The sequence below is a fragment of the Pseudomonas baetica genome (assembly GCF_051216495.1).
Taxonomy (GTDB): domain Bacteria; phylum Pseudomonadota; class Gammaproteobacteria; order Pseudomonadales; family Pseudomonadaceae; genus Aquipseudomonas; species Aquipseudomonas baetica_B.
In genome coordinates, this window is sequence record NZ_JBPKAM010000045.1 from 36510 (window position 1) to 50875 (window position 14366).

Genomic DNA, 14366 nt, shown 5'->3' on the forward strand with positions numbered 1-14366 from the left:
TGACTAGGGAAGTTGCTATTGCATGTGGCGTGAAACCAAAATTCTGCTGATAGATGACGATAGCGTCCGCCGCCGCGATTTGGCGGTGATTTTAAATTTTCTTGGCGAAGAAAATTTACCCTGCGGTAGCCACGACTGGCAGCAGGCTGTCGGCTCTTTGTCATCTAGTCGCGAAGTAATCTGTGTCCTCATCGGGACGGTCAATGCTCCTGGTGCGCTTCTGGGCTTGCTAAAGACACTGTCGACATGGGATGAGTTCCTTCCTGTTTTGCTAATGGGCGATAATTCTTCCATTGACTTGCCGGAAGACCAGCGTCGTCGGGTGCTGTCGACCCTGGAAATGCCGCCCAGCTACAGCAAGTTGCTCGATTCCCTGCACCGTGCCCAGGTCTACCGCGAGATGTACGACCAGGCCCGCGAGCGCGGTCGTCATCGCGAACCCAATCTGTTCCGCAGTCTTGTCGGCACCAGCCGGGCGATCCAGCACGTCCGCCAGATGATGCAACAGGTGGCCGACACCGACGCCAGCGTGTTGATCCTCGGCGAGTCCGGCACCGGAAAGGAAGTGGTTGCACGCAACCTGCATTACCATTCCAAGCGCCGTGAGGCACCGTTCGTGCCGGTCAACTGCGGGGCGATCCCGGCGGAGCTGCTGGAAAGCGAATTATTTGGTCACGAGAAAGGCGCGTTCACCGGGGCGATCACCAGTCGTGCCGGGCGTTTCGAGCTGGCCAACGGCGGTACCCTGTTCCTCGATGAAATCGGCGATATGCCACTGCCGATGCAGGTCAAGTTGCTGCGTGTGTTGCAAGAGCGCACCTTCGAGCGCGTGGGCAGCAACAAGACCCAGAGTGTCGACGTGCGCATCATTGCGGCGACCCACAAGAATCTCGAAAGCATGATCGAGATCGGCACGTTCCGTGAAGACCTGTACTACCGCCTGAACGTGTTCCCGATTGAGATGGCGCCGCTGCGCGAGCGCGTCGAAGACATTCCGTTGCTGATGAACGAGTTGATCTCGCGCATGGAGCACGAGAAGCGTGGGTCGATCCGCTTCAACTCCGCGGCGATCATGTCCCTGTGCCGTCACGGCTGGCCCGGCAACGTCCGTGAGCTGGCGAACCTGGTGGAGCGCATGGCGATCATGCACCCATACGGTGTGATTGGCGTGGTCGAATTGCCGAAGAAATTCCGCTACGTCGACGATGAAGACGAGCAGATGGTCGACAGCCTGCGCAGCGATCTCGAAGAGCGCGTGGCCATCAATGGCCATACCCCGGATTTCACCGCCGGCGCCTTGCTGCCACCGGAAGGCCTCGACCTGAAAGACTATCTGGGTGGTCTGGAGCAGGGGCTGATCCAGCAAGCACTTGACGATGCCAATGGCATTGTGGCGCGCGCGGCCGAACGGCTGCGTATCCGCCGTACCACGCTGGTGGAAAAGATGCGCAAGTACGGCATGAGCCGGCGCGATGGAGATGAACAGGCGGATGATTGACGCCTGTTTTTCAACTTCTTCATTTATAAGCAGTTTTTTTTAGGCACGGGTATTGCTAAGTCCCTCGCAACGTTCCGTTTCACTGACGGTCAGCCAAGCGAGAGAGCACAATGCCCCAAGCCGCCCAGATGTCTCCTGTCCCTGAAGCGGGGCAACCATCGTCCGTAGAGCAGGCAAGCCGGCTTGGCCTCGAGCAGGCTTTCGCCCTGTTCAACCAGATGTCGAGCCAGTTGACCAGTTCCTACAGCATGCTCGAGGCCCGGGTCACCGAGCTCAAGGGTGAGCTGGCCGTGGTCAGCGCCCAGCGTATGCAGGAACTGGCGGAAAAGGAGCGCCTGGCCAACCGCCTGCAAAATCTCCTCGACCTGTTGCCCGGTGGTGTCATCGTCATCGACGCCCAGGGCATCGTGCGCGAAGCCAACCCGGCTGCCTGCGAGTTGCTTGGTCTGCCGCTCGAAGGCGAATTATGGCGTCACGTCATTACCCGCTGTTTTGCGCCTCGCGAAGACGACGGGCATGAAATCTCCCTCAAGGATGGTCGGCGACTCTCGATTGCCACGCGGTCGCTGGATGCCGAGCCAGGTCAACTGGTGCTGTTGAATGACCTGACTGAAACCCGTCATCTGCAAGATCAACTGGCCCGCCACGAGCGCTTGTCCTCCCTGGGTCGCATGGTGGCGTCGCTGGCCCATCAGATTCGCACGCCCTTGTCCGCCGCGTTGCTCTACGCCAGCCATTTGACTGAACAGCCTTTGCCAATCGACACCCAGCAACGTTTTGCCGGACGCCTCAAGGAGCGTTTGCACGAGCTGGAGCATCAGGTGCGTGACATGCTGGTGTTTGCGCGTGGCGAGCTGCCCTTGACCGACCGTGTAACCCCCAAACAGCTGATGCAGTCGCTACAGGCGGCAGCGCTGACCCATGTGCAGGATCTGCCCATCCGCTGGCAGTGTGACAGCCATGCTGGCGAGCTCCTTTGCAGTCGCGACACTCTGGTTGGAGCGATCCTCAATCTTATCGAAAACGCCATTCAGGCCAGTGCCGGCAGCGTGCGCTTGAAGGTGCATCTGTATACCCGCGATAACCATTTGCGCGTATGCGTCAGCGATAGTGGCAGCGGCATCGATGGCGTCGTGCTGGCGCGCCTGGGCGAACCGTTTTTCACCACCAAGGCCACTGGAACCGGACTCGGTCTCACCGTGGTCAAAGCGGTAGCCCGTGCCCATCAGGGAGAATTGCAATTGCGCTCGCGAGTCGGTCGCGGCACCTGTGCGCAGGTGATTCTGCCGCTGTTTTCCGATGAAAAACGCAGTGCTCAGGGAGCGGAGTGAAGGCCATGAGCATCAAGGTTTTACTGGTCGAGGATGACCGCGCTTTACGTGAAGCATTGGCGGACACGCTGTTGCTCGCGGGCCACGATTACAAGGCCGTAGGGTCGGCAGAGGAGGCGTTGGTCGCGGTCGAAGTCGAAGCGTTCAACCTCGTGGTCAGTGACGTGAACATGCCGGGCATGGATGGTCATCAATTGCTCGGCTTGTTGCGCGCGCGCCAGCCTCAGTTGCCGGTGTTGCTGATGACCGCACACGGTGCCGTGGAGCGGGCGGTGGATGCGATGCGCCAGGGTGCTGCGGATTATCTGGTCAAGCCGTTCGAGCCCAAGGCATTGCTCGATCTGGTTGCCCGGCATGCCTTGGGCAGTCTCGGTGCAGCCGACAGTGAAGGGCCGGTGGCCTTCGAACCTGCCAGTGCGCAGCTGCTGGATCTGGCCGCGCGGGTGGCCCGCAGCGATTCCACGGTGCTGATCTCCGGCGAATCCGGGACCGGCAAGGAAGTGTTGGCGCGCTACATTCACCAGCACTCCCATCGCGCCCGTCAGCCGTTCATTGCGATCAACTGCGCGGCGATCCCGGACAACATGCTGGAAGCCACGTTGTTCGGTCACGAAAAAGGCTCGTTCACCGGTGCCATTGCGGCGCAGGCCGGCAAGTTCGAGCAGGCCGATGGCGGGACCATCCTGCTCGACGAGATTTCCGAAATGCCCCTTGGCCTGCAGGCCAAGTTGCTGCGGGTGCTGCAAGAGCGCGAGGTGGAGCGGGTCGGCGCACGCAAGCCGATCAGTCTGGACATTCGCGTAGTCGCAACCACAAACCGTGACCTGGCCGGGGAGGTGGCGGCGGGGCGTTTCCGTGAAGACCTCTACTATCGCCTGTCGGTGTTTCCGCTGGCGTGGCGGCCGCTGCGCGAGCGTACCGCCGATATCCTGCCGCTGGCCGAGCGTCTTCTGGCCAAGCACGTCAATAAAATGAAGCATGCCGCGGCGCGCTTGTCGCCCGAGGCGCAGGCGTGCCTGATCGGTTACCCGTGGCCGGGTAATGTGCGTGAGCTGGATAACGCGATTCAGCGTGCGTTGATCCTGCAGCAGGGTGGTCTGATACAGCCACAGGATTTCTGTCTGGCGGGGCCGGTTACCTGTGCGCCATTGCCGGCTGTGGCGCTAGCGGCCGTGCCCGTGCGAGCGGTGGAGGTTGACGCCGAATCTGCCGGGGCGTTGGGTGATGATCTGCGGCGCCGCGAGTTCCAGATGATCATCGACACCTTGCGTGCGGAAAGGGGGCGGCGCAAGGAAGCGGCGGAAAAACTGGGCATCAGCCCGCGTACTTTGCGCTACAAGCTGGCGCAAATGCGCGATGCCGGGATGGATGTTGAGGGTTATCTGTTTGCCACCTGAAATCTGGCTGAATCATTGTGGGAGCGAGCCTGCTCGCGAAGAGGGAGTGTCAGTCGACATTCGTGTGTCCTTCATACCGCCTTCGCGAGCAGGCTCGCTCCCACAATGGTGTTGCGGTGATCCAAGGTGCGCCCGGGTCCGATATTTCTTCAGAGCTGGCACCCTTGTTGCTAATACCTGAGTATCCGTTGATTAGTGTCAAAAAATTGCGTGCCGCCAACGACGTGCTTCGTCAAAGAGAGAGACCATGAGCCAAGGTATTGAATTCAATCGATTGATGCTGGATATGCGCGCCATGCAAATGGACGCCATGTCTGCGCCGAAATCGACTGCCGCCGTCCCTGAACTGAATGGCAGCAGCTTTTCCGACATGCTCGGTCAGGCCGTCAATAAAGTGAACGATACCCAGCAGGCCTCCAATCAGTTGGCCAGTGCCTTTGAGATTGGCAAGAGCGGTGTCGACCTGACGGACGTGATGATTTCCTCACAGAAGGCCAGCGTTTCTTTCCAGGCATTGACCCAAGTGCGTAACAAGCTGGTTCAGGCCTACCAAGACATCATGCAGATGCCGGTTTAAGGGCGAGATATAAGTCATGGCAGATGCAGTCGCCGATAACGTTCCGGCCAAGGCCACATCAACAGAAGGCAAGCCGCCACTGTTCGGGTTGTCCTTCCTGGAGAATCTTTCCGAGATGACCATGTTGCGTCAGGTGGGCCTGTTGGTCGGCCTGGCTGCGAGCGTGGCGATTGGTTTTGCCGTGGTGTTGTGGTCCCAGCAGCCGGACTACCGTCCGCTGTACGGCAGTCTTGCCGGCATGGACGCCAAGCAGGTCATGGATACCCTGGCCTCCGCCGATATTCCTTACAACGTAGAACCCAATTCTGGTGCCTTGCTGGTCAAGGCCGATGACCTGTCCCGTGCGCGCCTGAAACTGGCGGCCGCGGGCGTCACCCCCAGCGACGGCAACATCGGTTTTGAGATCCTCGACAAAGAACAGGGCCTGGGTACCAGTCAGTTCATGGAAGCCACCCGTTACCGTCGTGGCCTCGAAGGTGAATTGGCCCGGACCATTTCCAGCCTGAACAACGTCAAGGGTGCCCGCGTGCACCTGGCGATTCCAAAGAGTTCGGTGTTCGTGCGCGATGAGCGCAAGCCGAGTGCTTCGGTTCTGGTCGAGTTGTATTCCGGGCGTTCGCTGGAGCCTGGCCAGGTCGTGGCCATCATCAATCTGGTGGCGACCAGCGTTCCTGAACTGAGCAAATCGCAAATCACCGTGGTTGACCAGAAAGGCAACCTGCTTTCCGATCAGGCGGAAAATTCCGAACTGACCATGGCCGGCAAGCAGTTCGACTACAGCCGTCGCATGGAAAGCATGCTTACCCAGCGTGTGCACAACATCCTGCAACCGGTGCTGGGCAACGACCGCTACAAGGCTGAAGTCTCGGCCGACGTGGATTTCAGTGCCGTCGAGTCGACTTCCGAACAGTTCAACCCGGACCAACCGGCGTTGCGCAGCGAACAGTCGGTCAACGAACAACGTACCGCCAGCAATGGCCCGCAAGGTGTACCGGGAGCCTTGAGCAACCAGCCACCGTCGCCGGCTTCCGCGCCGCAAACCACCGGTGGCGCCACTGCGTCGGCGGGCATGGTGCAGCCTGGCCAGCCACTGATCGATGCCAACGGCCAGCAAATCATGGACCCGGCCACCGGTCAGCCGATGCTGGCGCCTTATCCGGCGGACAAGCGTCAACAATCGACCAAGAACTTTGAACTCGATCGCTCCATCAGCCATACCAAACAACAGCAGGGTCGTCTGAATCGCCTGTCGGTGTCGGTAGTGGTGGACGATCAGGTCAAGGTCAACCCGGCCAATGGCGAAACCACGCGTGCGCCGTGGAGCGCCGATGAATTGGCGCGCTTTACTCGTCTGGTCCAGGACGCGGTCGGTTTCGACGCCAGCCGTGGCGACAGCGTCAGCGTGATCAACATGCCGTTCTCCGCCGACCGTGGCGAAGTGATTGCAGACATTCCGTTCTACTCCCAGCCGTGGTTCTGGGACATCGTTAAGCAAGTGCTGGGCGTCTTGTTCATTCTGGTGCTGGTGTTCGGTGTATTGCGTCCGGTGCTCAACAACATCACCGGTGGCGGCAAGGACAAACAACTGGCCGGCATAGGCAGCGACGTCGAGTTGGGTGGCATGGGCGGCCTGGACGGCGAACTGGCCAACGACCGCGTCAGCCTCGGTGGCCCGACCAGCATCCTGCTGCCGAGCCCGAGCGAAGGCTATGACGCACAGTTGAACGCAATCAAGAGTTTGGTGGCAGAAGACCCGGGTCGTGTGGCTCAGGTCGTGAAAGAGTGGATTAACGCAGATGAGTGATAACCGAGCCGTTGCCGCCAAACTGACCAAGGTCGATAAAGCCGCGATTCTGCTGCTGTCCCTGGGGTCTACCGACGCCGCCCAGGTGCTGCGCCACATGGGGCCCAAAGAGGTCCAGCGTGTGGGTGTGGCCATGGCCCAGATGGGCAACGTACACCGCGAGCAGGTTGAGCAGGTGATGAGCGAGTTCGTCGACATCGTCGGCGATCAGACCAGCCTGGGCGTCGGCTCTGATGACTACGTACGCAAAATGCTCACCCAGGCCCTGGGCGAGGACAAGGCCAACGGCCTGATCGACCGTATCCTGTTGGGTGGCAACACCAGCGGCCTCGACAGCCTGAAGTGGATGGAGCCGCGCGCGGTCGCCGACGTGATCCGTTACGAGCACCCGCAGATCCAGGCGATCGTGGTGGCGTACCTCGACCCGGACCAGGCCGGCGAAGTGCTCGGCAACTTCGACCATAAAGTGCGACTGGACATCATTCTGCGGGTTTCCTCGCTGAACACCGTGCAGCCAGCGGCCCTGAAAGAACTCAACCAGATTCTCGAGAAGCAGTTCTCCGGCAACTCCAATGCCTCGCGCACCACCCTGGGTGGCATCAAGCGCGCGGCCGACATCATGAACTTCCTCGACAGCTCGATCGAAGGTCAGCTCATGGACTCGATTCGCGAAGTCGACGAAGACCTGTCCGGTCAGATCGAAGACCTCATGTTCGTGTTCAACAACCTGGCCGATGTCGACGACCGCGGTATCCAGGCGCTGCTGCGCGAGGTGTCCTCCGACGTTCTGGTACTGGCCCTCAAGGGTTCGGACGAAAACGTCAAAGAGAAAATCTTCAAGAACATGTCCAAGCGGGCTGCGGAGCTGCTGCGCGACGACCTCGAAGCCAAGGGCCCGGTGCGCGTCAGCGACGTCGAAACCGCGCAGAAGGAAATCCTCACCATCGCCCGTCGTATGGCCGAAGCCGGAGAGATCGTGCTCGGCGGCAAGGGCGGCGAGGAAATGATCTAACACCATGGCCAAGCATGATGATGAGCCCACTGACCTGATCCGTGCCGGGCAGGTCAGTGGTTTCGATACCTGGGCGCTGCCCAGCTTCGACCCGCCGGAACCCGAGCCTGAACCGGAGCCGGAACCCGAACCGCCGGAAATCGAAGAAGTGCCGCTGGAGGAAGTCCAGCCACTGACCCTCGAGGAACTCGAAAGCATTCGCCAGGAAGCCTATAACGAAGGTTTCGCGGTGGGCGAGCGGGAAGGTTTCCACAGCACCACGCTCAAGGTCCGTCAGGAAGCGGAAGCGGCGCTGGCCCCGAAAATTGCGGGGCTGGAGCAACTGATGACGCACCTGTTCGAGCCGATCGCCGAGCAGGACACCTTGATTGAAAAGTCCCTGGTCGACCTCGTGCAACACATCACCCGCCAGGTGATCCAGCGCGAACTGGCCATCGACTCGACGCAGATCGAGCACGTCATGCGCGAAGCCCTCAAGCTACTACCGCTGGGTGTGAACAATGTCCGGCTGTACATCAATCCGCAGGATTTCGCGCAGGTCAAAGCCCTGCGTGAGCGCCATGAAGAAACCTGGCGCATCGTCGAGGACGAGTCTCTGTTGCCGGGCGGTTGTCGGGTCGAGACCGAACACAGCCGTATCGATGCCACCGTTGAAACCCGCGTCAAGCAGGTCATGGAAAAGCTGTTCGATCAGCTCCACGATCAGGCCTTGCACCCGGCCGCGCCAGACGTGAGTCTCGAGTTGCCGATCGAAGACAAGCCCATGGCACCGGACATTCCCGATGCGCCTTGAACGCACCAGTTTCGCCAAGCGCCTGGGCAGTTATGCCGAGGCCACGGAGCTGGCCGGCGCACCGATCCTCGAGGGGCGCCTGCTACGCATGGTTGGCCTGACCCTCGAAGCCGAAGGCCTTCGCGCCGCCATGGGCAGCCGCTGCATGGTCATCAACGACGACAGCTATCACCCGGTGCAGGTCGAGGCCGAAGTCATGGGCTTCTCCGGCAGCAAGGTGTTTCTGATGCCGGTGGGCAGCGTTGCCGGTATTGCGCCCGGCGCCCGCGTTGTTCCCCTCTCTGATTCCGGTCGTTTGCCCATGGGCATGAGCATGCTTGGGCGGGTGCTCGATGGCGCCGGTCGCGCACTGGACGGCAAGGGTGGAATGAAGGCCGAAGACTGGGTGCCGATGGACGGCCCGACCATCAACCCGCTTAAACGTGAACCTATCAGCGAGCCGCTGGACGTGGGTATCCGTAGCATCAACGGCATGTTGACGGTGGGTCGCGGTCAGCGGCTCGGCCTGTTTGCCGGTACGGGCGTGGGTAAGTCGGTGTTGCTGGGCATGATGACCCGCTTCACCGAAGCCGACATCATTGTCGTCGGATTGATCGGCGAGCGGGGTCGTGAAGTTAAAGAGTTCATCGAGCACATTCTCGGTGAAGAAGGGCTCAAGCGTTCGGTGGTGGTGGCATCGCCGGCGGACGATGCGCCGCTGATGCGCCTGCGCGCCGCCATGTATTGCACACGAATTGCCGAGTATTTCCGCGACAAGGGCAAGAATGTCCTGTTGCTGATGGACTCGCTGACCCGTTTCGCCCAGGCCCAGCGGGAAATCGCCCTGGCCATCGGTGAGCCGCCGGCGACCAAGGGTTATCCGCCCTCGGTGTTCGCCAAGTTGCCGAAACTGGTGGAGCGCGCCGGTAATGCCGAAAAGGGCGGTGGTTCGATCACCGCGTTCTACACCGTGCTGTCCGAGGGCGATGACCAGCAGGACCCGATTGCCGACTCGGCGCGAGGCGTACTCGACGGGCACATCGTGCTGTCGCGGCGACTGGCCGAGGAAGGACATTACCCGGCCATCGACATTGAGGCGTCCATCAGCCGGGTCATGCCGGCCGTGGTGTCGCCGGAGCACATGACCCGCGCGCAGTACTTCAAGCAGTTGTGGTCGCGCTATCAACAAAGCCGGGATCTGATCAGCGTCGGCGCCTACGTGGCCGGTGGCGATCGCGAAACCGACCTGGCGATTTCCCTGCAACCGCAACTGGTCAAATACCTGCGTCAGGGCCTCAACGACAGTATCAGCCTGGGCGAAAGCGAAGCGTATCTCGCGTCGATCTTCGCGCCCGCGGCGGGCGGTTAACCGGTCATGGCCCAGAGTCGGGCAGGGCGCCTGGCCCCTGTGGTGGAAATGGCCGAAAAGGCCGAGAAAACCGCGGTCCAGCGCCTGGGTCATTTCCAGGGGCAGGTGCGGCTGGCCGAGAGCAAGCTCGCCGACCTCGAAGCCTTTCGTCTCGATTATCAGGAGCAGTGGATCGTACGCGGCAGTGGCGGTGTTTCAGGCCAATGGTTGCTGGGTTATCAAGGCTTTCTGGCGCAATTGGGCACCGCCATCGATCAGCAGCGGCAAAGCCTGGCCTGGCACCAGAACAACCTGAACAAAGCGCGGGACACCTGGCAACAGGCGTTTGCCCGGGTCGAAGGCTTGCGTAAGCTGGTTCAACGTTACATGGATGAGGCGCGGGCGCTGGAGGACAAGCGTGAGCAAAAACTGCTGGATGAGTTGTCCCAGCGGTTGCCGCGCCAGGATCAGTATTGAACAAGTTTGACCGCGTTATCGTTCATCGCGGGCAAGCCCACTCCCACAGGTTTTGCGTCGTACACAAACTCTGTGGGAGCGGGCTTGCCCGCGATGGCGATTCGACAGACACCACAATTCCTAACCTTGCCCCAACCTCTACCAAATGCTAAACCTTGTACAAGCAGGTTCAGCAACGACAAGGAAGCCATGACATGTCAGTCGTTACAGAAGTCTCCCCGGACGGGCAAAAACTGACGATATCGGTCAAGGGACGATTCGATTTCGCCAAGCATCAGGAATTCCGCGAATCCTACGAGCACAAAGCGCTCGCGGAAGTTGTGATCGACCTGAAAGAAGCGACCTACCTCGACAGTTCCGCATTGGGCATGCTGCTCCTGTTGCGTGATCACGCCGGAGGCGACGACGCCGATATCCGCGTGGTCAACAGCAGTTCCGACGTGAGGAAAATCCTCGCCATTTCCAATTTCGACAAGCTGTTCGACATCAGTTGAGCGCCGTGCAGGCTCCACTGGAATCGCTGACGATCCTGATCGCCGAAGACAGCGCGGCCGATCGCATGCTGCTGTCGAGTATCGTCCGGGGCCAGGGGCACCAAGTGCTGACGGCGGCTAACGGTGCCGAAGCAGTCGAAGCGTTTCGCCTGCAACGTCCGCAGTTGGTGCTGATGGACGCGATGATGCCGGTGATGGACGGCTTCGAGGCGGCCAGTCAGATCAAGGCGCTGGCTGGGGAAACCCTGGTGCCGATCATCTTCCTGACCTCTCTGTCCGAAAACGAGGCCTTGGCGCGCTGCCTGGAGGTCGGGGGTGACGACTTTCTGGCGAAACCCTACAACCAGGTGATCCTCGGCGCCAAGATCAAGGCGATGGACCGATTGCGGCGGTTGCAGGCCACTGTGTTGCAGCAGCGCGACCAGATCGCCCGGCATCACGAGTATTTGCTCAACGAGCAGCGCGTGGCCAAGGCCGTCTTCGATAAGGTGGCCCACTCCGGCTGCCTGAATGCACCCAACATCCGTTACCTGCAATCGCCTTATGCGCTGTTCAACGGCGATCTGCTGCTGGCGGCGTTCACCCCGTCCGGTGACATGCACGTGCTGCTCGGCGATTTCACCGGCCATGGGTTGCCGGCCGCGGTCGGTGCGATGCCGCTGGCCGAAGTCTTCTACGGCATGACCGCCAAGGGCTATGGCCTGGCGGAAACCCTGCGCGAGATGAATGCCAAGCTCAAGCGTATCTTGCCGGTGGACATGTTCTGTTGTGCGACGCTGCTGTGCCTGAGTTTTCAGCGGCGCTCGGTAGAGGTCTGGAACGGCGGCATGCCGGATGGTTACCTGCACAGCATGGCCACGGGGGAGCGCACGCCGCTGACGGCACGGCACTTGCCGCTTGGTGTGTTGAGCCCGCAGACATTCGATGACAGCACCGAAGTGTTTCCGATGTCGCTCGGGGATCGGGTGTTTCTGCTGTCTGACGGGGTGATCGATACCTGCGATGCCAACGATCAGTTGTTTGGCGTGGATCGGTTGCAGCAAGTGTTTGCGGCCAATCGCCAGCCTGATGCGTTGTTCGAGGACATCGAACAGGCGTTGCGGGAGTTTCGCGGCGAAGCTCGGGACGATGTCAGCATGGTCGAAATCAGCCTGCTGGACCCCGTTCATCTGAATCCACCCGCTCCGGTCTATTCCGACAGTGGTCAATCCTGTCCGCTGGACTGGTCGGTGAGTTTCGAGTTTCGCGCCGCCACCCTCAAACGTTTCAATCCGCTGCCGTACCTGTTACAGCTGCTGCTTGAGGTTCACGGTCTGAGGGCGCAGAGCGGGGCGCTCTACAGTGTGCTGGCCGAGCTCTACTCCAATGCCTTGGAGCATGGCGTGCTAGGACTGGATTCAAGCCTCAAGCGCGATGTAGCCGGTTTTGCGCGGTATTACCAGCAGCGAAATACACGCCTGGACGCATTGCAGGATGGTTACGTTCGGGTGCATTTGCAGGTCACGCCGCAAGGCGAGGGTGGTCGTCTGCTGATTCGCGTCGAGGACAGTGGCAAGGGATTTGATGTTGAGCGAGTGATGGAGCGTCCCGTCGATCCTGTCCGTTTGTCGGGTCGCGGCGTCAGTTTGATCCGCCAATTGGGGCGTAACGCCAATTGGTCCGACGATGGTCGCAGTGCCCGCGTGGAGTTTTTCTGGGAGGCTCTGGCATAATCCGCGCATTCTTGATCAAGGAGTGAGCAAGTGGCTGACACACATCTGGACCCGGACGTGCTCTGCGCGTTGCGGGATGTCATGGAGGATGAGTTTTCGACATTGATCGATACTTTCCTCGTCGACTCCGAAGAGCGGTTGAAGCAATTGTCCGAGGCCACTGGCGCCACGGGGATTCTCGAGGCCGCGCATAGCTTCAAGGGCAGCAGCAGCAACATGGGCGCGGTCCGCCTGGCCACGCTGTGTCATGACCTTGAGCTGCGGGCCAAAGAGCGAAACCTTTCAGGTATTGAAGCGCTGGTGGCTGAAATCACCCGCGAATTTGCGTTTGTCCGGCCACTTTATGAAGAAGAGCGACAGCGCGCGCGCTCTGCCATCGCAACCGTCCGGCCCTATTAATCACAAACAGGGAAAACTGGCGCGACCTTTGCAGTCAACTCTCCCAACTGTACCTACGATCCCAGTGCAGCGGAGACCGTGAAATGCCCGTTACCCCCAATACTCTTCTTCAGGCCGCCGCGCAGGCCAAGACTCAAGCCGCCTCCGCCAAATCCACGGCGCTGACCGCTGAGCCCGGGGACAAGGCCGCGAGCTTCTCGCAGGTGTACGCCAAGCAGGCGCAAAACAAGCCTGCCGGGGCGGCGGATGGTTCGATCAAACCGTCGAGGGACAAGACCTCGGAGAACGCCGGCAAGAAGGATGTCGCTGACGACAAGTCTGCCGCCCCGGAACCGGCGGTTGCCGATAGCGGCAAATCCTTGCCCGCCGATAAACCGGCATCGACGGATGACAAGACCGCCAGCGACGATGCGGCGGATACCGCGCAGGCAGCGGTTGCCGATAGTGCGCCGGTCGATGCGGCGCTCGATCCCGCCTTGCTGCAGGCGGTACAGCCAGTGGTCACCGCATCTGTCCCGACCACGCCACCTTTGACGGAGCCTGCACAGCCGACGGTCGAAGCGCCAGTGGCCACGGCTGTGACGGCCGCAGCGGCAACGGCCGTCGCTACCGCCGACACCGATTTCGACCCCGAAGCCGATCCTCTCGACGCATTGCCCGCCGTGCGCATGGCCATGGAGCAGGGTGGCCACATTTCGACGTCCAGCCAGGCGCAACCTAAAGCCGCAGCGACGCCAGCCCAGGCTCAGGCTGATGGCGAGCAGACCTCAGCGCAGAATTTTGCCGCCGGCATGGCCAACATGCTTGATGTGCAAACCAGCAAGGACAGCACCAGTCAGGGCGGCGACAAGGCGTTCAGCGGTCTGATCGATGATGGCCTCAAGGATCTGAAATCGGCCAGCAGCGATACCCGGGTCGACGATTTCGCCAACCGTCTGGCGGCACTGACCCAAGCGGCCACGCCGAAAACCGCGAATGCCATCCCGGTCAACCAGCCCATCGCCATGCATCAGAGCGGCTGGACCGAGGAGGTGGTGAATCGGGTCATGTACCTGTCCAGCGCCAACCTCAAGGCGGCTGACATCCAGCTGCAACCCGCTGAGCTCGGTCGTCTCGACATTCGGGTGAACATGGTGCCGGACCAGCAGACCCAGGTGACGTTCATGAGTGCTCACCCAAGCGTTCGCGAAGCATTGGACGGGCAGATGCATCGCCTGCGTGACATGTTCGCGCAGCAGGGCATGGGCCAGGTTGATGTCAACGTGTCCGACCAGTCCCGGGGCTCACAGCAGGGACAGGAACAGGCCCACCAGAGCCAGAGCGGACGCACCAATGCCAGTGGTGGCCGCCTCGATTCAATGGATGACGAACTGACCCCAAGCGTTGCCGAAGTCACCGCCCCGGTGACCAGCGTGATCGGCTCCAGCGCCGTCGACTACTACGCCTGATCAACACCAAACCCTGGGGGGGGGGGGGGGGGGGGGGGGGGGGGGGGGGGGGGGGGGGGGGGGGGGGGGGGGGGGGGGGGGGGGGGGGGGGGGGGGG

At 61.1% G+C, this 14366-nt stretch carries 13 protein-coding genes; all 13 read left to right on the forward strand.

Going from position 1 to position 14366, the window contains the following annotated elements:
• The first annotated feature begins 22 nt into the window (after positions 1–22).
• The 13 genes from ACSFE6_RS17060 (at position 23) to ACSFE6_RS17120 (ending at position 14269) form a co-directional block, all read left to right on the forward strand.
• Positions 23–1498: a sigma-54 dependent transcriptional regulator gene (locus ACSFE6_RS17060; RefSeq protein WP_435428725.1), complete on the forward strand. Its 1476-nt coding sequence runs from the start codon at positions 23–25 to the stop codon at positions 1496–1498.
• A gap of 128 nt (positions 1499–1626) precedes the next feature.
• On the forward strand, positions 1627–2829 hold the full coding sequence (locus tag ACSFE6_RS17065; protein ID WP_435428737.1) for a sensor histidine kinase: 1203 nt from the start codon (positions 1627–1629) through the stop codon (positions 2827–2829).
• 5 nt (positions 2830–2834) lie between these two features.
• Positions 2835–4226 (forward strand): sigma-54-dependent transcriptional regulator, encoded by a 1392-nt coding sequence (locus tag ACSFE6_RS17070; RefSeq protein WP_435428726.1) that lies wholly within the window; start codon positions 2835–2837, stop codon positions 4224–4226.
• Between the two features lie 247 nt (positions 4227–4473).
• Positions 4474–4803, forward strand: coding sequence for a flagellar hook-basal body complex protein FliE (gene fliE, locus ACSFE6_RS17075; protein WP_435428727.1), 330 nt, complete (start codon positions 4474–4476; stop codon positions 4801–4803).
• A 16-nt stretch (positions 4804–4819) separates the two neighbouring features.
• On the forward strand, positions 4820–6607 hold the full coding sequence (fliF, locus tag ACSFE6_RS17080; protein ID WP_435428728.1) for a flagellar basal-body MS-ring/collar protein FliF: 1788 nt from the start codon (positions 4820–4822) through the stop codon (positions 6605–6607).
• The gene (fliG, locus tag ACSFE6_RS17085) at positions 6600–7619 is read left to right on the forward strand and encodes a flagellar motor switch protein FliG (protein WP_095195723.1); all 1020 of its coding nucleotides are present in this window, start codon (positions 6600–6602) and stop codon (positions 7617–7619) included. The genes fliF and fliG overlap by 8 nt, the downstream gene beginning before the upstream one ends.
• Positions 7620–7623: 4 nt before the next feature.
• Positions 7624–8412: a flagellar assembly protein FliH gene (gene fliH, locus ACSFE6_RS17090; protein ID WP_435428729.1), complete on the forward strand. Its 789-nt coding sequence runs from the start codon at positions 7624–7626 to the stop codon at positions 8410–8412.
• Complete coding sequence (fliI, locus tag ACSFE6_RS17095; RefSeq protein ID WP_435428730.1) at positions 8402–9760, forward strand: flagellar protein export ATPase FliI; 1359 nt, start codon at positions 8402–8404, stop codon at positions 9758–9760. The genes fliH and fliI overlap by 11 nt, the downstream gene beginning before the upstream one ends.
• A gap of 6 nt (positions 9761–9766) precedes the next feature.
• The gene (gene fliJ / locus ACSFE6_RS17100; protein ID WP_435428731.1) at positions 9767–10216 is read left to right on the forward strand and encodes a flagellar export protein FliJ; all 450 of its coding nucleotides are present in this window, start codon (positions 9767–9769) and stop codon (positions 10214–10216) included.
• Between the two features lie 194 nt (positions 10217–10410).
• Positions 10411–10710, forward strand: a complete 300-nt coding sequence (locus tag ACSFE6_RS17105; protein ID WP_435428732.1) for an STAS domain-containing protein — start codon at positions 10411–10413, stop codon at positions 10708–10710.
• Complete coding sequence (locus ACSFE6_RS17110) at positions 10707–12422, forward strand: ATP-binding SpoIIE family protein phosphatase (protein WP_435428733.1); 1716 nt, start codon at positions 10707–10709, stop codon at positions 12420–12422. Before ACSFE6_RS17105 ends, ACSFE6_RS17110 begins: the two co-directional genes overlap by 4 nt.
• 30 nt (positions 12423–12452) lie before the next feature.
• Positions 12453–12821 carry an Hpt domain-containing protein gene (locus tag ACSFE6_RS17115; protein ID WP_435428734.1) on the forward strand — a complete coding sequence of 123 codons (369 nt, stop codon included), beginning with the start codon at positions 12453–12455 and terminating at the stop codon, positions 12819–12821.
• An 83-nt stretch (positions 12822–12904) separates the two neighbouring features.
• A complete protein-coding gene (locus ACSFE6_RS17120; protein ID WP_435428735.1) occupies positions 12905–14269 on the forward strand; it encodes a flagellar hook-length control protein FliK in 1365 nt (454 codons plus the stop codon).
• Positions 14270–14366: the final 97 nt, after the last annotated feature.